This window comes from Paenibacillus sp. 01T442, assembly GCF_056398345.1.
Genome location: NZ_JBFTPF010000015.1, coordinates 20,054 through 44,058 on the forward strand (window position 1 = coordinate 20,054; position 24,005 = coordinate 44,058).

Here is a 24,005-nt window from a genome sequence, read left to right on the forward strand (position 1 = left end):
ATCCCTCCGATTTCGAAATTCCTATTGTGGATAACTCACACGTTTTGTTACCTTTATCATAATTGAATATTGTTAAGAAACTATTAGCAAAATACACGAATTTACGAAATTTTACAGAAAATTGTTAAATTTTGATCACTTGACCTGCTGGAATTTCCAACGATTCGCCTTCAACACTGAGCCACACCGTGATAGCCGAAGGATTATGGATGATTTGACAATTAACAGAGAATCGCAGGTTGTCAAGCGCTTTCATATAGGCCACAATTTCAGCATTGGTTGCAAACCAAATGTCGGATCGTCCTTTTACTTTCTCGCCAAATTGCTCAAGGATCTCCCAGTTGTTGTCGTTTTCAAACTCATAACTGTGTCCCCATACATAGAATAATGCCATGCGTGAATGTCTTTGTTCTAACTGTACGAACGTATCAGCAAGCGCGAGCATGTTCTTATGGTGACATGATGGATGCCACTGCAAGAAATCTTTCGGCATTTCAAAGCTGCCGTGGCTAGCAACCGTCCGCGCATACTCAATACCTAGTGTTGGCAGCGCCTGGATGACACGATCTGAGTAGCTTCCAAAAGGGTAGCTCATGCCACGCACGGGATAGCCAACTAAAGATTCCAAAGCTTCGCGATCCTGCGAAATTTCACGAACAATTTGATCCATTGGTGACTGCTCTAAAAAAGGATGATCCATGGTATGAGCAGATACCTCATGACCCTCGAACAAGGATGCCACCTCAGATGCCTCAATATAGCTTTCTTTTCCCAAGAAACTACTGTTCAAATGAAAAGTTCCCTTGATCCCATACTCATTCAATATACGCACGAGCCTGCGATCATGTTCCCTCCCATCATCATAACTTAGCGTTAAAGCTTTGGTAACACCTTGTGGAAATCGGTCAAATCGAATGCGCATTGGAAATCCTCCCAAAATAAGTCTATTACATTCTTTCAATGTATCAGAAACTTCTCTGGCGGGCTATCATTTCCTTATTCGGCTAACCAATTTGATAGATTTGCTTTCACAAAAGCATCATCATTCAGATGTGGATAGTCTTTGTACATGCGGTCGATTTCTTCCGATTGTCCTGGGGACAATTCTTCATGCGGATTCAAACACCAAGTTCCTTTCAACAGCCCTTGTCGACGGAGCACTTCATGAATACCCGGAATACATCCAGCAAAACCATTGGCAGGATCGAAGAATGCTGCGTTCGTTTCGGTTACTTCGATATTACGGGTAAGCCATTCCGATGCCAGTGTGGGGTTCATTCTTATTCCCTTGATTTCGTCTAACAACTCCACCGCTTTTTGCGTCCATACTGCCCAATGACCAAGTAAACCACCAACAATTCTTTTCTCTATGTTCTTACCCTCGAATTGGAATTTATAAACAGTTAGAAGATCAGTAATGATGTTATCATCATTCCCTGTATAGAGGGCAATCTCATCGCGGCACTCCGAGTAGCAGACAGCACGCACCACATCAATCGTTTGATAGCGATTGAAAGGAGCCATTTTGATCGCGACAATGCCTGGAATGTTCGCGAATTGCTTCCAGAAGTCGAAGCTGTATACCTTGCCTCCAACAGATGGCTGAAGATAGAAGCCGATGACAGGCATTTTCTCGGCAATACGAGCTGTACGTTCCAAGATTTGTGCTTCTGTCCAGCCAGTCAAGCCTCCCATTGATAATAACGCAGCATCATAGCCCAGTGAGATTGCGATATCTGTCTCTTGCTCCGCTTGTTCGGTAGGGCCACAGATACCGGCAACTTTAATAAATGGCCTGGTAAGTCCTGCGCGGTTCACCTCTTCAGCAGCCATACGAAGTACTTTCTCGTACAAATTATATTTCGGATCGCGGATTTCAAATTGTGTGGAATGCACACCAACAGCAATACCACCAGAACCTGCAGCCATATAGTAACGAGTCAATGCGCGTTGACTTTGCTCATCCAGCTGACGATCTGCGGTTAAGGCAAGTGGATGTGCTGGAATGACGAGCCCCTCATGCAACGCTATGCGTTGCTCATTACTTAATTCCCTACGTTGCGTCATAGTTAGAATTTCCCCTCTCGCTCTTGAAAATGAGTAGGTTTATTAATCATACTGCCCCCATGCAGGGTCCACTCCGCAACCCAATCCAGCATCTGGAGAAGTGATACGCGCGGGTATCCAAATAGCTGCATACTCTTCGCCGCGTTGCTAAGCAATGCCGTTTCTGACTCTTGCCCCTTGAAGATAGGCTCAATACCCAGTCTTTGCCCCAGCTGCTGTGCCGCATATTTCACGGATACGGTCTCTGGCCCCGTCACATTCAAGAAATTAGCTGGACTCTGTGTCGCCAACAAGGAGCGGATCGCAATTTCATTCGCATCACCTTGCCAAATACAATTGAAATGCCCCATGGAAAGATCGATGGCACGTCCTTCCTTCAAGGACTTCGCAATTTCCAATAGCACGCCATAGCGCAAATCAATGGCATAATTCAAACGATAGATCAAAACTGGCGTTCCATTCTTGTGACTATAGTGCTCGAACATTCGCTCGCGGCCAAGACAGGACTGTCCGTATTCCCCAATTGGAGCGGGACTAATGGCTTCATGAGCCCCGCCATACGTAACCGGTGTGAACGGATATACATTACCTGTTGAGAATACAACGATACGGGACTTGCTATATTTCTCAGCTACGCGTCCCGGCAGGTAGGCATTCATCACCCAAGTGAAATGCTCCTTACCCGTAGTCCCAAACTTCGTGCCAGCCATGTAAATCACATTAGGAACATCTGGCAATGCCTGAAGCGCCTCATCATTTAACAGGTCGCAAGCAATTGTTTCTACCCCAAAGGATTGCAGTTCTTCCTGTAAACCACTTTCGGAGAATCTCGAAACGCCATACACCTTTTTATCCACACCTGCTGCCCGGATGGCATTCATCGCTAGCCTAGCTAGACTCGGTCCCATTTTCCCACCGACACCAAGCAGCATAATATCTCCCTCTAATTCCTGCATAAACTGTATTAAAGCAGGTGATGGTGCTGACATGACTTTATCCAAATCTTCTAAAGTTCTCATTCTCGCAATCTCCTCACATCATGATCTATATTTAAGCTTCCTGACTGTAGTATACGGACTCTCAAACATAAAAGACAAATCTTTATATTGTCTTTTAATAAACGCAACTTCTTCGTTAAACGAGATAACATCCGATTTAGCGGATGTGTGGGAGGTCGGTGGGCGGGACTGGCGGGAGAGCGACAGGCGGATGTGCGCGAGGGCGGGAGAGCGATGGGCGGATGTGCGGGAGGGCGGCGAGCGGGATGTGTAGGCTTGGAGCAGCTAGAGCTACGTAAAGATACCATTAACTGTAAAATATACAGCTAATTATGCGTAATTTCCTTGAAAACTTGATTTAGCTGTAAAACATGTAGTTAAAACTGCCTCATTTGTTCCGATCGGCTAAAATCCACAAAATTAACTGTATGTTTTCCAGCTATTCTGCGTTTTATCAGGCTATCCCGAAATTTAGATGGAGAAAATCCATCTATTCGCTTGGTGCGCAAGCCACACATCATCGCGCCATTAATAGATAAGGGTAAGAATCGCTTACCCCACGACCTCTAAACAAATACAATCTTACATGTTCTAAAAAGAAAGAAACCGCTCCATGTGGCTGAAGCCAGCGCTGGAACGGTTTATCTTCTATAGCTTAGACTCTGCTGGTATCAGCCGCCAAATTCTCCAGAAAGTGAAGTCGAAACGTTTGTTTCGGTCTTCCTTTCGGCACCTTCACATAGCCTACACTCGAAATTAAGTTGTGATCCATCCATTGCAGCAGGAGCCGATGCGTACTTCTGACAGTTACGCCAAGAATACTCGCTAATTCATGTACTTCGTAATCCAGCTTGCTTGTCCGTGCTACAGTCGTCATGAGACGACTCAAATACGTCGATGTCATCCCGGCATCTTCTGCACTCTTCAGCAACTCAGGATCTGTCATCGACAAGTCCCTGCTAAGGGGGTCAGCCATCTCCAGAGGGCCAATTAACGTCTTGTCCTCCCGCACGATGAAGCAGGTGTTGCCTCCGGCTTCTTTGCATCTGCGCAGCGCAAGGCGAGCATGCGTACCCGCTTCATTCGCACTACGACCGAAGCCGATACCCATACTAAGAGAGAGACCCAGTGATTTCCAAACTTCCCGTGCGAGCGGAACCGATTTATAGCCAACCGTCTCGCGTTCAAAAATCCCCCGGGTCGTAAAAAACAAATACTCATCAGCGCCCAGATGTGTTAAATAACCATCCAACGACTCCACATAGTCGATCAGTTTTCTGTGCACTTCCAGCTTGAAGCGCTGAATATCATGCTCTGTACTTTGCTGCTGCAGCTTTTTGCCGAATTCATCCACATTGATCATGCCAACTAGGATCTGTGCTTCTTTGCTGCGCCGTGTTTCCGTCGAGAGGAGTGCACGTTCCAATGCCACTATAATGTTCTGATCGGTCGGTGTAATCCACTCACACGGAATCCCCTGCTTGTTCAGCGCGTCAGCGACCTGAATATCTGTGGTTAGCGCCGCTTTCGTTGCTCCCCTGAAGAAGGCCTCCTCATGAAATTGCGTCATTATCTCCACTTGCGGGTACGGTACGCCATCATAGATTAGAAAGCTAGCAGGTGTTTCACCGATTTCTTTGACATGCCTACTTAGCATTGAGGATGTAAAAGAATCAATACTAAAAATCGCATCCACCTCATGAAGCTGCGGCTTACTGCGTAGCCGATACAACGCACTAAATAGCCCGGTGTCAGTCAGCGGGATCATATGCACAGGCAAATGGGTAAGCACATTCTCTTTTACTCTTCGATAGAGTGTCGGGCCTGTAACTAGCAGCACTTCCACTTCTAACAGCAGCTGCTCGGCAATCTCTGACGCCGTTTCTGCCGAACATGCGCGTGCGATAGGCTCGAAGGACGGGAAGGACGTCGCAATCACACTCAATACTTTATTCACCAGAGCCTCTGGCCCTAATATCCCAATGGCAATTCGATTCGGAATATCCATGTGTGACGGCTCCTTTGCATCATCAATATGATCAAGTATACCCCTGTTCATGAATAAAAGACAAATCGTTATTGTGTCTTTAAATCCAAATCATGACATATGCATGACGATTTCAGTGCGGAATACTCCCCCCGCAGCCATTAGTCCGAAATTACCGAACTAAACTCTCAGTCCGCATCATGAAATCAACTTTAGTCCTAAATAACCCAACTAATTCGCTGCGAAAACCCCTTTCATATGGAAAAAAGAGAAATAGTTCGGCAGAATCGGACTATTACTCCTTTTGGGAGAGGAATCCTCCGAATAATTCGGAGAAATCGGACTAAAGTGGCGTTTAGTGCGCATTAGTGGCGCGTGACGGCGTGAGAGGTGTAAAGAAGCAAGTGGAGCAAGCTATGCCCGTACTAGGACGTTCCCTTTCGCACCACCTATGCCCCCTTCTGATACGTTCACCTAACTAAAGCAAAAAGCCCGGCCGTGAGAATCACGTGCCGAGCCTCCTATTGTCTAGCTTAATTCCGCAAGCAGCGGCATCCCAGCCTGTGCACCAAAGCGCGTCACCGACAACGAAGCCGCCTTAACAGCAATCGTCGCTGCTTCAAGCACCTCTTTGCCTTGAGCAAGAGCGACGGTGAAAGCTGCGTTACACGCATCCCCTGCACCCGTCGTATCCACAACTTGGACGCGTGGTGCTGGAATCGTGGTCAGGTTCCCCGCTACCAGCATAGCTACGCCTTTCTCACCTCGTGTGAGCAACAACCGAGGTCCCGTCGTTTCCCATTGCTGCATGCCAGCCAGCAGCTCAAGCTCGTTCGCATAAGCAGCTCCGCTGAGCAGCTCAAATTCTGTTTCATTCGGTGTGATGAAATCAACGAGCTGCAGCAACTCAGCTGGCAGTTCAACCGCTGGCGCAGGATTGAGTACGGTGCGAACGCCAGCTCCTCGCGCAATCTCAAGCGCCGCCTGCACGGCAGGCAGCGGAATCTCGAGCTGCACCAGCAAAGCATCCGCTTCTTGAATGAGCTTGGCATGTTGGTGCACTTGCTCGGGAGTCACTTTGCCGTTCGCTCCTGACACAATGACGATGCAATTGTCATCCATGGTATGTAAGATGGTTGCCGTACCCGTGGAACAATCATCTCTGCGAACAATGGCCTCTGTGTGAATGCCATGAGCGGTCATTTGGGCTAGCAACGCATCCCCAAAACCGTCTTGGCCCACCGCCCCGATCATGGCAACTTGTGCGCCGAGCTTCGCACAACCGACAGCTTGATTAGCCCCTTTGCCTCCAGGGATGGTATGCAGTTCATCTCCCTGCAAAGTTTCGCCAATCTTAGGCATTCGGCTCATGGACACGACTAAATCCATATTCAAGCTGCCTACAACAGCAATGCGTACTGTCTTCATGCAGTTAGACACCTTCTTCTATTAAAATGTATATGAATGGTGATTACAAAGTTTCCTTACAGATTCGATCAACAAGGCAAGAATTCCTTCTTTTGCCGAGAATCAAGCCAGTCGGGATGTGCCATCAAAAACTAGTTTGAGCCGCACAGCTTCTGGAAAAAATCTCGAAATACGTGATTACGATCAATATAATGAACATAGCGAATGAGATGCCGTGATTGATCTTGGCTCCATCTTGCCTCATCGGATACGATCGGACTGGATAGAAGTACACTCGGTGTACTTCGTTCATTCACAAGATAGGCAATCGTTGAAATATCCCAAATGACACGAGAGTAAGCGAAATGATCAGGATGAACTTGTCGGAAAGTCTCATATAAATACTCCCCAATCACACCAGTTTCCTTCACATAATCTTTCATCTCGGATAACGTTGTTTGTAGATGCGAGGCAACGCCCATACATGGAATTAATACGAGTGGCACACCACTATTCAAAATAATGCGTACTGCAGGAATATCTTGCTCCAAATTAAATTCCCGCGTATGTTGCCAGTGGAGCGCATGCCCTCCTAACCAAACGACAACGATGTTCTCGATAATACGCGGTTCCATAAGAATGGCGGAAGCCACGTTCGTTATGGCGCCAATAGCGACAACGTACAAGGGATCCTCCGGCGAGGAAGCCATTGCACGTTCCACCAAATTGCGGGCTGCATCGCTCTCCACCGGAGTTTCCGGATCTGGTAGATACGCCTCAGACCCTTTGTAAATTGGAATGTCTGTGCGCTGCATCAGATTTAGAATTTTGTGCAGCTCGTGGTAGCTCTTCTCCATGCCATCCTTCGGCCCAGTCGACAGCTCGTTAAAGAAAGGTGCTGCGTAGAAAGCTTCCACTTGAAGTCTTTCTGGCGATTTCAAAGCATACACAACAGCGAACTGGTCATCAATTTCATTGAAGGTATCCGTATCGAGCACCATTCTTATCTTGCCGGTTCGTGAATTCAATCGTTCCATTCGTTGTTCTTCCGTTATTAGTGGATATTGCATAGGACAACTCCTCACCTTTTATATCATGAATTGGCTTACATATTTACTCAACAATTGAGAATATAGAGATATTCTACCTAAATTCATGGTATATTTTTATCATAGATCGGCTTATTTTTTATACGATTCGGCTATCTATGGTATATTTCATGTGGAAGGATCAGCTGCGATGAATGGACATTTGGATTTTCTTTTTCGAACAACAAGGCCTCAGAATGGGATGATTCATTCTCATAAACACCAGTGCTATGAATTGGTTTATTACATACAAGGAAGTGGCTCAACTCGAGTTGGAGAGCACACTCACCTCTTTCACAATGACACCTTCACGTTAATTAAGCCGCATACGCTGCATGACGAGAAACATGCGACGGACAGTGAAGTTCTATTTGTCGGATTTCAAGCGGAGCTAGGGAAATATCCCCTTCGAGAAGGTTTATATGTCGACCAATCAGAAGGAGCGATTCTTGCCTTGCTGCAAAAAATGATCATTGAAATGCAGAATAAACGCTCTTTCTATACGGCTAAGCTGAATCATCTAGTTGGCGAATTAATTATTGAACTCCTCCGTTATGATGAATTCACTACCTCCGAGCCATCTGTTGATAAGGTCATTTATGCCAAAAACTACATCGATGAGAATGTCAGTCAGAAGATCAGTGTTGACCTATTAGCAGATTTGGTTGGCTACAGCTATGATCGATTCCGTCATCTATTTAAAGAAGAATATGGTCTTTCACCTATGCAATACGTGATGTCCAAGCGCTTCGAACTGGCCAAACGACTGTTGAAACAAACGGATCTCTCCATATCCGCCGTTTCTAATGAGAGTGGTTTCTCCATCGATACGCAGTTCTGCTCGCTTTTTAAGAAAGCGACAGGGCTCTCTCCCCGCCGATATCGCTTGCAACAATGAACATGAAGGAGCTGCATGAAGCCTTATGTCTCTACAGCCTTATTTTGAGCAAAATAAAAACCAAAGTGGTTTAACCGATATCGACAGACCCTTCTATGTGGGTTGCCAAACCACGCTTCATGAGGGCTACCAGATTGCTTCGCAAATCACCTTGGAAACGGGCTTTAATCATACCAGCTATTTCATTAAACAATTCAAGCGTATCAAAGGTGTTTCTCCTAAACGCTATCGTAGAGAACGATTGCAGGTTACATATGAACATCTTGAATGATAAGCTATGTTATTCCCACTTCATCTCGCCTCTTTGCGTTAAAATGCAGGAGGTTATCAAACCAAATCAGCTACATAGATGGAAATAATACAGTTAAATCCGCCATAATTCACCTTTAAAATAGAATAGTTGGAAAATATGTAGTTATATTTATGCGTTTTCAGCTAAAGTAGGCGATACACGAAAATTAACTACCCTTTTTCCATGTATTTGTAAATTCCAGTCGTAAATCATGAAAAGAGCTGTACATTTTCCAGTTAAACGAGGCACGCAGCCTTTTCAGCATCTTCACTGCACGCCAGAAAAATCTCCATCGGTTTCTTACTTAAGATTTCCAATCCGGATGAATCCAGCCTTCTTGTGGCAACGTCTTCCCCATATCTCGAATAAATGGAAAATACCCCGTGTGCAAACGGATCTAATTCATACTGTTTTTCATTTCGCTGTAACAAAAAAGACAACCCGCAGGCTGCCTTTTCCTCTCACTAAGCGGTATTCTTTTATTAAACTACTATACCTGCTCATCCACCATACGATTCGTTAGTGCACCTAATTTCTCGATTTCAATCGTTACCACATCGCCATGCTTCAAGTAAACACGCTGATCTACCGGCTTACCGAGCACAACACCCTCAGGCGTTCCTGTCAAAATAATATCACCAGGCGACAACGTCATATGCTGGGAAATATAGCTGACGATTTCATCACAGTGGAAAATCATATCCGACGTATGCGAACTCTGTCTCGTCTCGCCATTCACCGTGCAAGTGATAGTCAATTGATTCGGATCACCAACTTCATCCGCCGTGACCAAATACGGACCCAGTGGACTGAATTTATCACAGGATTTCCCCAGCAGCCATTGTTGTGTACGCATTTGCAAATCCCGCGCCGATAAATCATTCACGTTGCAATATCCAAACACATGGCTTAATGCTTGCTCCTTGGACACATATTTCGCCTGTTTCCCGATGACGATAACAAGCTCAGCTTCATAATCAACCTGACTCGTGACACGATTCGGAAGCGGAATATCATCGCCAGGTGCGGCAATCGTATTATTGAACTTGTTAAACAAAATCGGATACTGAGGAATGGCCGCATTCGTTTCTTCGGCGTGCTTACGATAGTTCAAGCCAACGCATATAATTTTACCCGGATTGGTGACACAGGGACCGTAGCTTACTTGAGATTCATCTAACAAGTAGGCACTTTCCGCCGCTGCACCTTCAAGAACTCTTGCTATATAACGTTCAAGCCCAGGAATCACCGCTTCAGAGTTCGCAATGACCGACATGATGTCAGTTGGAATTCCGTCCTCAGGGAACGCTTTCAATGCTGCTGTTATATCGAATACCTTGTTGTCCAACTTCACACCAAGATGACTACTACCGGAATGGTTAATCGTAACTAGTTTCAAAATGAACATCCTCTCTCTTCGAATAATTGTTAACGCTGAGCTTACTTACGCATTCTTACCGAATACCGCGCCACCATCAATGTATAAAGGTGAGCCCATCATGAATTTGGAATCATCGGATGCTAGGAATAAGGCAGCTTGCGCTACATCCTCTGGCGTTCCGAGTTCATTGCTAAGTTGTCTACTTTTCAGAGCGGCAATGGCAGCCTCAGGATCATCATAAGAGGTTTTCAAATAATTCTCAACAAATGGTGTTAAAATCGTACCAGGCAACAGCGCATTTACCCGAATTTGGTAGGGAGCATAATCGACCTGCATGGATTTCGTCAATGCCAATACGGCTCCTTTGGTAGCTGCATAGGATGCGCGTCTGGCTAACCCAATCTCGGCAACGCAAGAGGACATGTTGATAATGGATCCACTGCGCTTTTCCATCATATGGGGAATAACATATTTGGACGGCAAGAATACGCCGCGAATATTCACACGAATGACACGATCCCATTGGTCCGGCTCTAACTCGTGTAGAGCGCCAACACCGCTAATTCCTGCATTATTAAAAAGCACATCAATTCGTCCATACGCTTCGATTGCTCGGTCTACCATCGTCTTGACGGAATCTGGATCCGTCACATCGGCTTGTAGGAAGAGCGCGTCCCCACCATTCGCTTGAATTTCGGATGCCGTTTCCTCACCTTTGACCGCATCCAAATCATTGACGATCACATGTGCTCCTTCTTTTCCAAAAAGCAGTGCTGTGCTTCGCCCGATGCCTGATCCTGCACCTGTTATTAGAATTACTTTCTGATGTAATCTCATCTGGTTTCACCTCTTGGTTTATTATAATAAACTTAGTTTATAAAATATTATAGACTAAGTCTATCATCCGACGTCAATCGCGTCAACGCCAAATAAACCAGATACAACCCGTTGCCCCGGATCTAAACTGGTTTACCTGTAACTTCGTCTTGGTGGCTACAGTGGCACGGTTGCCGATAACGCTTGTGCGAGAATCTGAATCTCTTCCCTCGCTAGATCTTGTTTCTGCGTCCATTGATGTATAGGCATCGAGCAACTAACAGCCGCTATCCAATTACCGTTCCGATCAGCAATCGGCATGGCGAAGCAGTAAAAGCCGAGCACGATTTCTTCTTGATCCATCGCATATCCTTGTTTTCTTACCATTCGAAGCTGTTCCAACAGTTCTTCTCCGCTTCGAACAGTATTCGGAGTAAACGCTTGATAACTTCCTTCTTCGTACAAGGCGAGCACTTGTGCATCCTCCAAAGCAGACAGTAATACCTTACCCATCGCCGTCGCGTAGGCAAGCATACGCATGCCAGGCTCAGAGATGAGACGAACTGGCGTTGGCGCCTCTTTTTTGGCTAAATACACGAGCTCGCCTTTCTCCAATCTAGCCAACTGAAAGGTTTCACCAAGTCGCTCCACGGAGCGAGCAGCTTTCTCCTCAAATAACTTCACTAGCGACATACCAGAGAAATATGCGTTGCCAATCACACCGAAAAAGGAGCCGAGCACATAGGTATCCCCTTTTTCTCGGATGACCCAATTCAATGTCTCCATCGTATGTAAAATCGAAAACATCGTGCTCTTATTAATCCCCGTTGCACCGCTCAAGTCCATTAACCTAAGTTTAGAAGGCTGCTCCGCAATTAATTGGAGAACATCTTGTGCTCTTTCAAGTGCTGGGACCCAATATTTTCTTTCCATGCGCATACCTCACTTAAACTTGACTATCCATAACCGTTTCAATTAATGCTGTATTACAATAATTTGACCGTATCACCGAGTCGAATTTGACCTGTTTGAACGACAGAAGCATAGACACCAAACTGCAGGTCAAAGCTTTCGTTTACTTTTTTGAGTACAGAAGGATCTTTATCCAGTGAATCTGGATCTATCGTAATCATCATACATCGCTCACAGTAGCTGTCTACCTGCAATTGTACTTCGCCTATTGCAATCTGTCGACCTATCCATTCTCCTTCGGAGCAGGCATCGTCATCTAACGCGACTACGAAATTGCCACGGAAGCGACGTTGATCCAAATCCTTACCGTGCAGACGCTCGAGTTTCCTTAAGCTTGCATCTGTGATAAGAAGTATGCTGGCACCATCAACGGAAAGCAGATGTGGATGTTCTGGATGCTGCTCTTTTAATCGCGACATGGTAAGGGGAGTCTTCGTTTGACTTTGAATTTCTTTCAATAGTGCCTCATTCCAGCCGAATATTCGCCCATCAGCAGCTTTTATTTGGATATCTCCGTTGAGATAACTCGCTTGATAGGTTAACATGTTAGGCATATTTCGTGCCGTAACATATCGCCACCAGCCCGATTTGGCTTCATCATAAAAGGCTCCAAACCGATCCCCTAGCATCCCATAGGTTTCAATTTGACAAGATGTCAATCGCTCTCCGGCGAATGACTTAATGGGATGCCGATTAATTTCACTTATTTTACCGATGGTCACTTGCACAGGTCGTTCCTCCATCAATCTGATATTCCACACACGCAACCATTTTACCATGTCGTATACCTCAGAGCTAGGTGATGCGACTCGCCGCGCTTGCTAATGGATGAAAAAAGCCACCTGATTTGGCGGCTAATCTTTATCTATATGGTGATGTTAATGTATTACTCCAGGAGATTTGTTGGATACCCCCTCAACATTTGCATATCATCAACAAGTTGCCATCTGGATCTTTAAAATTAAACCAATGTCCATGCTCAATTCCCGTGACAATTTCAACATTGCTATCTTTCATGAATTGGTAAGCCTTCTGTATATCGTCCGTGTTAAAATGGAACGCAGGATTTCTATATGTAGCATCCACATGATATATTTTGCTGTCCAATATAAGATTTGACCCATTATTATCCAATGGTATGCAACAAAGATGGTCGGCGATAATTTCAAACGCAGGCTCCAGTCCAAGAATACCGCAATACCATTCTCTTGCGTCTCTAATGTTACTCACAGGAATAAAAATGCCTCCGACTCTACTTAGAATAATGCTCACATTTTTCACACTCCCTAATTATTCAAGTACTACGTATTAAGATCTATTGTATCATAATAATTGGTAAAATAAGGGGAATTCTCTCTCTGGAGCTTGATATGTCTTCACAACGCTGAAGTTTACACGTGAAAAAAGCCACACAGTACGCGTGGCTTTCTATATGACTTCCTTACTTAAATGCCTAAAAATTTGGCAAGTTTATCAAGCAAACGTTGTTGGGAAGACAACTGTATCGATATCGTGTCAAACCGATTGTTCAGTACTTCTTCATTTGAAACGACTTGATTGCTAACTGCATCATCAATTAGCTCATTTAATTTCTGAGTATTGATAGCGTAATTATTACGCATTTCTTGCTCTAACTCTGTGATACTTTCCTTATGTTGCTTGCGCAATTCATAGGTCACTGCATGCATCTCATTCCTAAGATTTTGCTCCAAAACTTCTGTGATCTTGGGTTGAATGGTACAGAGTTCTTGTTCCATCTTCGAGATACTTTCTTGAAGTTGATTCTTTAACTCACTTATCGTTGCCTGCATGTCACTCTTGAGGTTTTGCTCCAGAGCTTCTGTCAACTTGGGCTGAATCGTAGTGACTTCTTGGAGTTCTTGCTCCAATCTGGAAACACTTTCTTGAAGTTGATTCTCTATCTCATTTGTTGTTGCCTGCATGTCACTCCTCAGGTTTTGCTCCAGAGCTTCTGTCAACTTGGACTGAACAGTCGAGAGCTCTTGGAGTTCTTGCTCCAACCGCGAGACACTCTCTTGTTGCTGCTTCTGTAACTCACTTGCCGTTGCCTGCATTTCACCTCTGAGATTTTGCTCTAGCAATTCTCTCAGCTTTGGCTGAACCGTATAGAACTCATGGAGTTCTTGCTCCAATGACGAGACACTTTCATGAAACTGCTTCTGTAACTCATTGGATGATGCAAGTATTTCTCCTCTGAGACTTTGCTCCAGAGCTTCTGTCATCTTGAGATGAACGGTATTGAGCTCTTGGAGCTCATCTTCTAACTTCGCGAAGCTTTCATTTTGCTGATCTTGCAGCTTCGTTGTTCCTGCGAGGATTTCACCCTTGAGATCGTGCTCTAATGTTTCTATCAGCTTCGGCTGAACGGTATAGAGGACATTATGCAGCTCATTAACCTGCTCTGAAACATTCTTATATTGTATGTTGAGTACATCAATGTGAGCGGCAACTTCGTTGCTGTCGTCTTGTTCAATGACCTCAGCTACCTTGCAAGTAAAAATCTTGATGATATTACGCAGCTCTGCAACTTCTTCAGAAATGCTATTAAATTGAAAATTTAAGGATTCAGCTATTTTTGTAATCCGTTCATCCTGATTAGCGTCCTTCTTGACTTCGATCATCTTTTCCATAAATGTAAGAACAATATTCCGAAGTTCTGCGACTTCATTCGTAAGCTCATCGAACAGACCGTTGACGTCATTTTTAGTTGGCGCGACTTGTCTAGCACTTGTAATAGAAGATATACCAACCGATTGACTATCATCTACTACTTCGTTTATACGCCTTGGTGTTTTAATTGCTTCTATTTTTTGCGTTAATAACTGTACCAGGTTACGTAATTCCAAAATTTCATTACTTACAAGTGGGTTAACTTTGTTTTCTACAAGTGGTACATTCAATTCTGGAACACTCACAGCTGAAGAAGTGACAGGGATCTCACCACCACTAGGTGTACGAATACCTTTCTGGGACATTTCCTGTAAATGTTCGCTAATCATCTTAAGTGATTTATTGGCATCTTTCATTTTTGCAATCACTCGAAATATTTCGACTGATTCTTCTGTATATCTTAAGCCTCCTCCAACAGTGGTGGACGGAAGAAAATCAGCAAATTGTTTGGACCATTCCACGACTGTTCCTTGCGTTCTTTTGATTAAACGTGCAATCTCATTGACCTTATATGTCCTTTTCATTTGTTAACGATCATATCCTTTCTTCTTATATCCCGTAGGCTTAGGCATCTATAACATGTTATTCAGGGCCATATACAAATGACAATGAATAAGTGAAATAGTTAGCATCGTAAAGAGGCTGCCCCATATGTAGGACAGCCTCGAAATATAAAATATGAAATTATTTTACAAGTCCATGTGGATCAATGACGAACTTGCGAGAAACACCACGATCAAATTCTTGATACGCTTGAGGCGCCTCGGCCAAAGAAATGAGGGTCGCGTTGACCGCTTTGGCAATCTGTGCTTTGCCACTAAGAATCGCCATCATCAGATCTCGGTTATATTTCATGACAGGTGTTTGTCCGGTAACAAATGTATGTGACTTGGCCCAGCCCAACCCAAAGCGAATTTTCAACGTCCCGATCTTAGAATCTTCATCCACTGCACCAGGGTCCCCTGTGACATATAATCCCGGAATCCCCAAGCTGCCTCCTGCACGCGTAACTTCCATAATGGAATTGAGCACGGTTGCTGGTGCTTCACCATGCGCTTTGCCATGACCATGTGCTTCAAAGCCTACGCAATCAATCGCGGAGTCCACTTCAGGTGAGCCCAGAATCTGATCGATTTGCCCGGCTAGGTCCGCATTCTCACGCAGATTAACGGTTTCGCAGCCAAAGCTTTTCGCTTGTGCTAAGCGCTCTGCATTCAGATCCCCAACAATGACAACCGCAGCCCCTAACAACTGTGCAGAATGCGCAGCAGCAAGACCAACTGGACCCGCTCCAGCTACGTATACGGTCGAGCCTGGACGAACGCCTGCACTAACAGCGCCATGATAACCTGTTGGGAAAATATCAGAAAGCATCGTCAAATCTAGAATTTTCTCCATCGCTTTCTCTTTGTCCGGGAATTTCAGCAGTTGAAAATCGGCATAGGGAACCATCACATATTCGGATTGTCCGCCAACCCATCCACCCATATCCACATAACCATAAGCAGAACCTGGACGATCTGGATTTACATTCAAGCAAACATTGGTATTCCGCTCTCTACAACTACGGCATCGACCACAGGCAATATTAAAAGGTACGGAAACGAGGTCTCCCTTTTTGATAAACTCGACATCACGACCTACTTCAATGACTTCCCCCGTAATTTCATGACCTAGAATAAGTCCTGAGGGTGCGGTTGTACGACCCCTTACCATATGCTGATCACTGCCGCAAATGTTGGTCGTTACGACTTTAAGAATAACACCATGCTCACATTTTCTACCGACATTCAAAGGATTAACGCCAGGTCCATCTTTTAATACTAATTCCGGATAATCGGTGTCACGAATTTCAACACTTCCTGGTTTGCTGTAAACAACTGCTTTATTTCCTGCCATCTTCTCTTCTTCCCCTCACACAGTAGTTATGCTGAGTTAGTCCCATTCATAAACAGTGTCTAAGATCGCAAAAGCTCGGAAGTAACGCAAACACAAGAATACTATTCTCCCTTCTCACCTATTATCCTGCCTAGTTGTCATTAAAATGATAACGATTACAAAATAAATCAAGAACGCACAGTCAAGCTGTTGCGCTCTTGATGGATAACCCTCTTTAATCGAACTTATGGTGCACTAGGTCCAACCTCTGAAGCTGCCAGTGGATGTTTCCCAAAAGATGTGCTTGTAGAGCGTTCGTCGGCTCCAATGTCATTGGAGGAACGTGTTTCTCCATCCATATCCTCTGTCACATAGGAGTATGTTCCAACCGCAGCGTTAATTGCAGGAGAGGTCGATGACAATTTTTGCAAGCCGTTTACCGTCGTGAATAACGGGTTTGTTGCCCATATTTGAGCCGTAGTCCTTGAACCATTGTTGCTTACTGTGCTGCCGTTCCCTATGTTCCCCTCAAATACCGTGTTGGTGGTGCCAACTTCATAATACAGAGTCCCTGTGGAATTTTTCACGATATTATTTGCCACTCTGCTGTCTTGAGGAGCATATGTCTTCGTAGAACCAACAATGATTCCCGTCGTGCTGTTCACAATCGTATTGTTGACAACTTGCGCTCGGTATATTTTCCATTGTGCTGTCAAGTCCTCCGCCGATGGATTCGAAGGATATCCCCCCGTACCTCCATCGTAGTTACCGTTATCCAGAATAATCGCGTTAGCCGTCAGATTCTCCATGTAATTATTGTAGATCTTATGATCGTTGCCATAAATGCGGATTCCTGCTTGTTCCGATTCTACACCATCACCGAGGAAATAATTGCCGTAAAAGGAGTTGCTATGTCCATGTCTTGAGGTGAGTCCACCCTTGGACGTCTTGAAGGTATTATAGCGAACCGTATTATTACTGCTTTTTACAGAAACGATTTCGGGTTCACCATCGCAGTTTTCAAACAGATTGTACTGGATCGTATTAAACCCATTGGATAAGGATATCCCTGATAAGCCAAGTCGTATCGTTTCCTTGCCATTCGCAACCCATGGTCCTACATCATGAAAATAATTATATTCAATAACGTCATACTGAGAGATGTTTCCGTTTCCATCACCTTGATACGCAATAAGCGGATCCGTGTCGCTCTTCGGACCAAAATCATTATGGTCAATGCGATTATGATGACTATTAACACCACTAACCTGCAGCCATATGAGGGTTCCTCCTGTTGCTTGAAGGGCGAATCGATTTCGAGTCACACGAATGTTATTAGAACCGTCTAGCAGCAGTGCTGTGTTTCCTAAATTTGTGAACTTTAATCCCTCGATAACGACATTCGACGAATTTTGAATTTGCAGAGAAGCACCGCCAGAAATGATCGCCTGACCTGCATTCGCAGCCTTGATCGTGATCGGGCTGCTCGCTGTACCATTTTTACCACTTAAGACAAATGGTCCTGTTTGCGAGTAAGTCCCATTGGCTAGCACGATTGTCGTACCTGCGCTTGCATTGCTTAAGGCGGTTGCTAATTGAGCGGAAGTGGAAACAGAAACACCAGGAATCACCGGGGCATCACCATAAATTTCCACCTCGGAATAACTGTTCCATAAGTTAAGGGAATTGCCGTGGCCAACAATTCGCACATAGCGAGCTGACGCTACATCCGCGAAGTCGAACGTTTGTAAGCTTGTATTTAAACTGCTCGTCACATTGGACTGAACCGTCGTGAAGTTTACATTATCCGTGGACGTTTGAATGTCGAAAGTGGAGGTTCTCGTATCTCCGCTTATAAAAGCGATTTTGATATAGGCAACCCTGACGTTTGAGCCTAAATCATACTTGATCCATTGACCATTGCCGCTAGCTGACCAGCGCGTGGTTAAGTTGCCGTCCACTGTGTTAGCAGGCACATTGCCATCATCCGCGCTTGCCGTTACGGAAGTCCCTGCGATAGAGAATTTAGTATCTACGGAAGCGCTTACAGAAGTGTCGCCGTAAATTTCTACCTCGGTATAACTATTCCATAAGTTCGCAGAGTTGCCGTGTCCGACAATCCGCACATAACGAGCTGGATCTACATCAGGAAAATCAAAGGTCTGCAAGCTTGTATTTAAGCTGCTCGTCACATTGGCCTGAACCGTCGTAAACGTAATATTGTCTGTAGAGGTTTGAATATCAAAATTCGAGGTTCTCGTATCTCCACTTATAAAAGCGATTTTAATGAAAGATACTTTTTTCACAGCGCCCAGATCATATTTAATCCACTGCCCATCTCCGCTTGCTGACCAACGAGTCGTTAAGTTCCCATCCACCGTATTGGCAGGCACATTCCCATCATCCGCGCTCGCTGTTACCCCAGATGCCGCGACCGTCAGTTTCGCGTCTGCCGCATAACCAGCAAAAGGAATCATGGTAAGAAACAAACTAATTAATAGCATAACAATACCTACTTTTTTACCTTTTCGCATAAATACATCCTCCCTTGATTTTCAATTGAAACCATGTATCCAATCTAATCATTGAACTCCTTTCATTCATATTGAGTGCGTGCACTCTCCACCAATTTAATACAAATCACGGAAAATAAGCATCATCATAATCGTGAATGCATCTTCAAAATCGAAACTGATTACCCTCATTACCTAAACTCGCTATTCAAATATGGATGTCAGGCATAGGAAGAGGCCCATGCTCAGTTGCATGGACCACCGACGATCATTCCTATGATTTATTTACATGCTTCCACCATAAGCATCAATGCCATGGACTGCCCATACGGCATCGGACATTGTTTGATGTTGCGGTAATAGTCAAGGTTATCCTTTAAGCCTGTACCGTAAGAAACACCATGGACAATCCCTTCATCATCAATTTTGCTTATGACACCTTCCAGTGCTTTCAGTCCCACAGCGCGATAACGCTCATCAATAAAACCTTTTCGTACTGCCTTCAAGATGCCATAGGCGAACGCAGAAGACGCTGATGTTTCCAAATACGAATCAGGCTGATCCAACAGAGTATGCCATAGGCCGCTTTCATGCTGAAGTGTGGCCAGTGTTCTCACCTGTCGTTCGAGTGACGAGATCAGGAACTGACTTACCCCCGTTGGTAGAGGAGCGATATCCAGATAATCTACCAGTCCTGCTGTATACCAAGAATTGCCACGAGCCCATAAGGCTTGCGCATAATGATGGTGCCCGATAAATGTCCAACCGTGAAAGAACAACCCTGTCTTCACATCGGTTAAATATTTGAGATGGACTAAGAACTGTCGGATACTCTCTTGGAAATAAGCATCATCTTGCAAAAGGACACCCATGCGTGCTACGAACAAAACGGTCATATACAAGGTATCATCCCATAATTGGCCTTCGTTCAAATTCCGTGTAACACAATGCTGAAGGCCGCATTCATCCGTTCTCGGCATTTCTTCCATCACATAAGTAACCCATTCTTTACAAAGCGCCACATACGCCTTATTCCCTGTTTCCTCAGCCAAATAACTTAACGTCAGCATGGGACACATCGTATTTACATTTTTGTCCGGTAAGCCTTCAGCAATCCGCTTGTCAAACCATTGTATGAGCTCATCTCTGATCGCCAAATTGCCAGTCTCCTTGTAATAGGAGTACAAAGCAAACAATCCAACGCCCTGCGGCCATTCCCAATTATCCATCGAAACAATGCCAATCGCGACACTTTCTTGAAATGCTGGTTTTAAAGCTTTCATTTGATGAATCAGCTTTGAAATGATGTGTTCATACTTTTCAAGCGTAGCAGCATTTGTCATAACTCTTTTCACTCCTTAAGTGAGAATAGGCTGTATGAGACGGTCCTGTAGCTGTTGTGTATAAAGACTGCGAGGATTTACATGGCTCCCGAAACTTTCCCAATAGGCATCCTTGCGTTGCCTTTGATCATAGGGACTTGGAAGAAGTGGCTTGCCTTGACTTCCAACATGTCCGATCGCATAGTTTTGAGCGGTTGGTGGCTGTTGAGAGACCAGCTCATTGGACGTATTCCAAGTAACATAGTTCGCCCCTGACCAACCATGACCGCTCCCTAACCAGGCCCGATCCTGAATATGGATACGTCCCTCTACATTGTCATAGAGGCATCCCACTGACCACCGATGATGCGGTTCACTCGTGTTGTAATCCTTTTGCGACTCGCAATCGAGGAATACATTCGGTCCCGCAACCCGTGCATCCACTGCAAAAGCATGTCTTGCGGTTTCCGAGTAAGATCGCTGCACGAGCGTTAATTCACCCATCAGATGATACGAATAGCGGCGGCCTCCCGTGATCACGCTGATAAAGGCATAGGCTGCACAATCCTGGATCGTGATCCATTTCGCAGAGCGTCCAACCTGCACCAGTGCATGTTGGAAATGGAAACCAACGATATTGCGTATCCAAGCGTTTTTGACATAATCCAGATAAATAAAATTAATCGCATGCTGCTCGTCGGCCAGGTATGGTTCTCCGCCCTCATTACCGTCAATTCGCGATTCCATGATACTTGGATCATACGAAACTACCACCCTCAAGGACTCGATACCGATCTGTTCGATCCGGCCTCCATCCTCATACTTAATAAGTGCCCCGCCTCCCCAGCGGCTTTCAATCGCATTCGCGATTGGAGCGTCCAGCGTGATGCAATTGCCATCCATATGGGTGATTACTCTGTCAAACTCCAACTGGAAGGGAAGCCAATGAGCCGTCCCGCCTGCAACGGGCCTCATGCGAATGGCATCCATGCCAATGGCATGAATCCAGCGTTCATTACCGTAGCGAAGCACTTTAACAGTGTCTCCGACCCGATAAAAGGAAGCATCGCTAACATGAATCGTTCGAGCTCCCGATGGCACATAAAGATCGGAAATGGAGGTCTGCGTTTCAGCCAGTAGACAAGGAGCTGATTCTCCCTTGATCTCGATCAAATTCCGCTGTTTTGTACCTGCAGCATACAGTAAGGTTCCACCTTCGTTTTCTCCCTCACCGCGTAAGACAATTCCACTTGCCCTAATCTGCAAGGTACCATCAATAGGGTAGACGCCCTTCTTCAGCAGAACGGTGCCGCGAAAGCCTGACGAAGATGGCGGTAATGCAGCTACCTGATCAATCGCGTCCTGAATATGTGTCGTATTATCTCCCCCTACAGGTTCAAGTGAAATAACAGGTGCAATATCAGGAATCGCTACGCCGCCTCCACCATATCCGCAATTCGAGAAGTCGATGATCTGATTCCCCTTGAAATCAGGCACATAAACCAGTTTCCCATTTTTATCGACATGTACGATTTCACTTTGCCCCGCTTTCGAACTATGAACGGGCTTAACGGTAAAATAAAAAGCATCATAGAAGGCGTTGCCATCTTCTACTTCCATCACAACATTTATCCGGTATTGACCAGGGTCCCTCGCTTCGCCAGGAAATGTGAATGTCGTAGACGTATCCACTCGCAATTTGCACACGGGAAGACTCACAATCAACTGATCCGTGGACATGTTCACCAATGCAACTTGCATGGTCATCGCTTCTGAAGGCCTTACATGCAACTCTGGAAGTGTACGACCAAGTTCCAAGAAAGCTGGCTGTCCAATTTCCATAACCAAGGAAGGATGTACAAGATCAATATCCACCAACCACTCCATGGGATTATACACATCTATATAAAAGCTTGCCTCTTGCATCACGCCATCTAAAGTTACATTAGCCTTAATCTGTGAGATGCCTGACTTGAGACAGGTTATCACCCTATTCTCATTTACAGACGCCACATCCTCATGGCTGCTACGAATTGAAATTTCCCCATACGCTAAGTCAGCATCCGAACCATCTGTCAAAATTCCTTTCAAATCCAACTCCGCTCGGTTGTTCACTTGCACCGATAATGTATCATCTTGATCGTAATCGCGGCCTCCTACCGTGCAAACTACACGATCCAACAAGGGACCCGCAGGAATCGCTAACCGATCATAAATACCGAAATCAATGAGCTGAAAATCACGTTCCGGATCAAATAGCTCCACTTTCAACTTGACATATCGTCCTTTAACTCTTGGAAACAAAACACTTTCGTCAGTACGAATTCCGCCTCTTGACGTTTCTCGACTAAAGGATTCATGCCAAATGACTCCGTTGGAAGAATGAAGAATACGGTATTTAGAGATGAAACCGGATGCCAGCTTCAACAGGACACGATTGAACGAGTAGCAATCACCCAGATCAACCGTGATCCATACGTGGTTATCATCCTTTTGATCGGAACTTGTTGGCTGCCAAAAGGTAGTAAGGAAACCATCTACCGCGTGACGGCCAGTCCCCTTCGTACGTTCTGAGCTGCAGGTTACTTCGCAATTTTGAGCGAGATTAATTTCCGTTATTGCTTCTGTTTTAGACATTCAAGCGTCCCTCCATCCTGATGCTGCTCATTCATGAGCTAGTGGAATCACCATATTCCAAGTTTGTGTAGCGTCATGAAATCCCTTGGTACCATCTGATGTAGCTGCAAATAAATGAGTAGGTTTACCATTTTGAAACAGTAGAAAAGGCCTTTCTAAATTACCCATTGTTTGGGTAGTTCCATTATCCCATGTGACTTTTCGAGAATACGCAAGCGATGGATGAATTCCCCAATTCATGCCATCCTTCGAGAAGGCGTATACACCACCGTACTTTTCACCGGATAGATCGCCATCCATATCCTTCGCGATCATGGCATAACCGTCATCTGTACGCCACACGAAAGGGTCTTCCAAATGTGCGTCGGGCGGGAAAAGCGGGTTTTCACTCATAACACGGTAAGGTCCCTCGTAATGATCTGCTCGCGCAACCCCAAACGTCATTTTCCCATGCCCATTGCCTTCATATTGTCTTGCTTTATAGATCAACAGCACGGAACCATCTTCCGCTATGCACGGGGCAGGATTAGACGTTAAGAAACTGTCAAACTTCCCTGGCCTTGTTGATACAATAGGTTCATCACGCCGCTGCCAAGGTCCGAACACACTATGCGACACCGCCAATCCAATACGCTTGTTCGCTCGAGCAACGATACATCGCGGATCTTGGAGCCCATATCCATCTCCCTCCATCGGATCCGGAAACGGATGTGTTGACCCCATATAAAACAGCAAATACTTGTCTTTGTGCTTAACGATATGTGGATTATGCGTGCTCCGCCCATCCCAATATTCGGCTCCTCTCGCAGGCAGTACGACCTCCTGGAACGTATAGGGTCCTTCTGGCTGATCTGAAACAGCTCGAACGATCTCAGAGGAGACCAACCAACCTGGATGCATCGGAAGTGATTTAGGCCACCTAGAGGCAAATAAGTGGAATTTGCCATCATCACCTTGAACGGCAGATCCGCACCACACCCAATAATCCTCCATTTGGAATCCACCGTTTCGTGGAGCTGGCAAGAAATTGTGAAGCATAGCAACATTCTCCTTCCTAC

19 protein-coding genes are annotated in these 24,005 nt (G+C 45.2%); 2 read left to right on the plus strand and 17 right to left on the minus strand.

Annotated elements, in window-relative coordinates; translation table 11 throughout:
* Positions 1-124: 124 nt before the first annotated feature.
* The 6 genes from AC1DLM_RS15095 to AC1DLM_RS15120 all read right to left on the minus strand — a co-directional run bounded on the left by AC1DLM_RS15095 (position 125) and on the right by AC1DLM_RS15120 (position 7,529).
* Positions 125-922: a polysaccharide deacetylase family protein gene (locus AC1DLM_RS15095; protein WP_477570410.1), complete on the minus strand. Its 798-nt coding sequence runs from the start codon at positions 920-922 to the stop codon at positions 125-127.
* A 74-nt stretch (positions 923-996) separates the two neighbouring features.
* On the minus strand, positions 997-2,067 hold the full coding sequence (locus tag AC1DLM_RS15100) for a dihydrodipicolinate synthase family protein (protein WP_477570411.1): 1,071 nt from the start codon (positions 2,065-2,067) through the stop codon (positions 997-999).
* A gap of 2 nt (positions 2,068-2,069) precedes the next feature.
* Positions 2,070-3,086 carry an NAD-dependent epimerase/dehydratase family protein gene (locus tag AC1DLM_RS15105; protein ID WP_477570412.1) on the minus strand — a complete coding sequence of 339 codons (1,017 nt, stop codon included), beginning with the start codon at positions 3,084-3,086 and terminating at the stop codon, positions 2,070-2,072.
* A 634-nt stretch (positions 3,087-3,720) separates the two neighbouring features.
* Positions 3,721-5,073, minus strand: a complete 1,353-nt coding sequence (locus AC1DLM_RS15110) for a hypothetical protein (protein WP_477570413.1) — start codon at positions 5,071-5,073, stop codon at positions 3,721-3,723.
* A gap of 507 nt (positions 5,074-5,580) precedes the next feature.
* The gene (rbsK, locus tag AC1DLM_RS15115) at positions 5,581-6,480 is read right to left on the minus strand and encodes a ribokinase (RefSeq protein WP_477570414.1); all 900 of its coding nucleotides are present in this window, start codon (positions 6,478-6,480) and stop codon (positions 5,581-5,583) included.
* A gap of 131 nt (positions 6,481-6,611) precedes the next feature.
* Complete coding sequence (locus AC1DLM_RS15120; RefSeq protein ID WP_477570415.1) at positions 6,612-7,529, minus strand: nucleoside hydrolase; 918 nt, start codon at positions 7,527-7,529, stop codon at positions 6,612-6,614.
* 169 nt (positions 7,530-7,698) lie between these two features.
* On the opposite strand from AC1DLM_RS15120, the gene AC1DLM_RS15125 reads away from it, so the two are divergent.
* Together AC1DLM_RS15125 and AC1DLM_RS15130 are read left to right on the plus strand one after the other, a co-directional pair.
* Complete coding sequence (locus tag AC1DLM_RS15125) at positions 7,699-8,445, plus strand: helix-turn-helix transcriptional regulator (protein ID WP_477570416.1); 747 nt, start codon at positions 7,699-7,701, stop codon at positions 8,443-8,445.
* A gap of 25 nt (positions 8,446-8,470) precedes the next feature.
* Positions 8,471-8,716, plus strand: a complete 246-nt coding sequence (locus AC1DLM_RS15130) for a helix-turn-helix domain-containing protein (RefSeq protein WP_477570417.1) — start codon at positions 8,471-8,473, stop codon at positions 8,714-8,716.
* 511 nt (positions 8,717-9,227) lie between these two features.
* Here the strand turns inward: AC1DLM_RS15130 and AC1DLM_RS15135 are convergent.
* From AC1DLM_RS15135 to AC1DLM_RS15185, 11 genes are all read right to left on the minus strand, one after another.
* On the minus strand, positions 9,228-10,136 hold the full coding sequence (locus AC1DLM_RS15135) for a fumarylacetoacetate hydrolase family protein (protein WP_477570418.1): 909 nt from the start codon (positions 10,134-10,136) through the stop codon (positions 9,228-9,230).
* Positions 10,137-10,181: 45 nt separating this feature from the next.
* Positions 10,182-10,955: an SDR family NAD(P)-dependent oxidoreductase gene (locus AC1DLM_RS15140; RefSeq protein ID WP_477570419.1), complete on the minus strand. Its 774-nt coding sequence runs from the start codon at positions 10,953-10,955 to the stop codon at positions 10,182-10,184.
* Positions 10,956-11,111: 156 nt separating this feature from the next.
* On the minus strand, positions 11,112-11,867 hold the full coding sequence (locus tag AC1DLM_RS15145; protein WP_477570420.1) for an IclR family transcriptional regulator: 756 nt from the start codon (positions 11,865-11,867) through the stop codon (positions 11,112-11,114).
* A gap of 53 nt (positions 11,868-11,920) precedes the next feature.
* Complete coding sequence (locus AC1DLM_RS15150; RefSeq protein ID WP_477570421.1) at positions 11,921-12,685, minus strand: MOSC domain-containing protein; 765 nt, start codon at positions 12,683-12,685, stop codon at positions 11,921-11,923.
* A gap of 136 nt (positions 12,686-12,821) precedes the next feature.
* Complete coding sequence (locus AC1DLM_RS15155; RefSeq protein WP_477570422.1) at positions 12,822-13,136, minus strand: VOC family protein; 315 nt, start codon at positions 13,134-13,136, stop codon at positions 12,822-12,824.
* Positions 13,137-13,351: 215 nt separating this feature from the next.
* The gene (locus AC1DLM_RS15160; protein WP_477570423.1) at positions 13,352-15,121 is read right to left on the minus strand and encodes a MerR family transcriptional regulator; all 1,770 of its coding nucleotides are present in this window, start codon (positions 15,119-15,121) and stop codon (positions 13,352-13,354) included.
* A 160-nt stretch (positions 15,122-15,281) separates the two neighbouring features.
* Entirely contained in the window at positions 15,282-16,496 is a 1,215-nt protein-coding gene (fdhA, locus tag AC1DLM_RS15165; RefSeq protein ID WP_171629576.1) for a formaldehyde dehydrogenase, glutathione-independent, read from the minus strand.
* Positions 16,497-16,720: 224 nt separating this feature from the next.
* Positions 16,721-19,009 carry a chondroitinase-B domain-containing protein gene (locus tag AC1DLM_RS15170; protein ID WP_477570424.1) on the minus strand — a complete coding sequence of 763 codons (2,289 nt, stop codon included), beginning with the start codon at positions 19,007-19,009 and terminating at the stop codon, positions 16,721-16,723.
* A 260-nt stretch (positions 19,010-19,269) separates the two neighbouring features.
* Complete coding sequence (bglB, locus tag AC1DLM_RS15175) at positions 19,270-20,331, minus strand: beta-galactosidase BglB (RefSeq protein ID WP_477570425.1); 1,062 nt, start codon at positions 20,329-20,331, stop codon at positions 19,270-19,272.
* A 15-nt stretch (positions 20,332-20,346) separates the two neighbouring features.
* Positions 20,347-22,947: a discoidin domain-containing protein gene (locus tag AC1DLM_RS15180; protein WP_477570426.1), complete on the minus strand. Its 2,601-nt coding sequence runs from the start codon at positions 22,945-22,947 to the stop codon at positions 20,347-20,349.
* 27 nt (positions 22,948-22,974) lie between these two features.
* A complete protein-coding gene (locus AC1DLM_RS15185) occupies positions 22,975-23,985 on the minus strand; it encodes a glycoside hydrolase family protein (protein ID WP_441986972.1) in 1,011 nt (336 codons plus the stop codon).
* Positions 23,986-24,005: the final 20 nt, after the last annotated feature.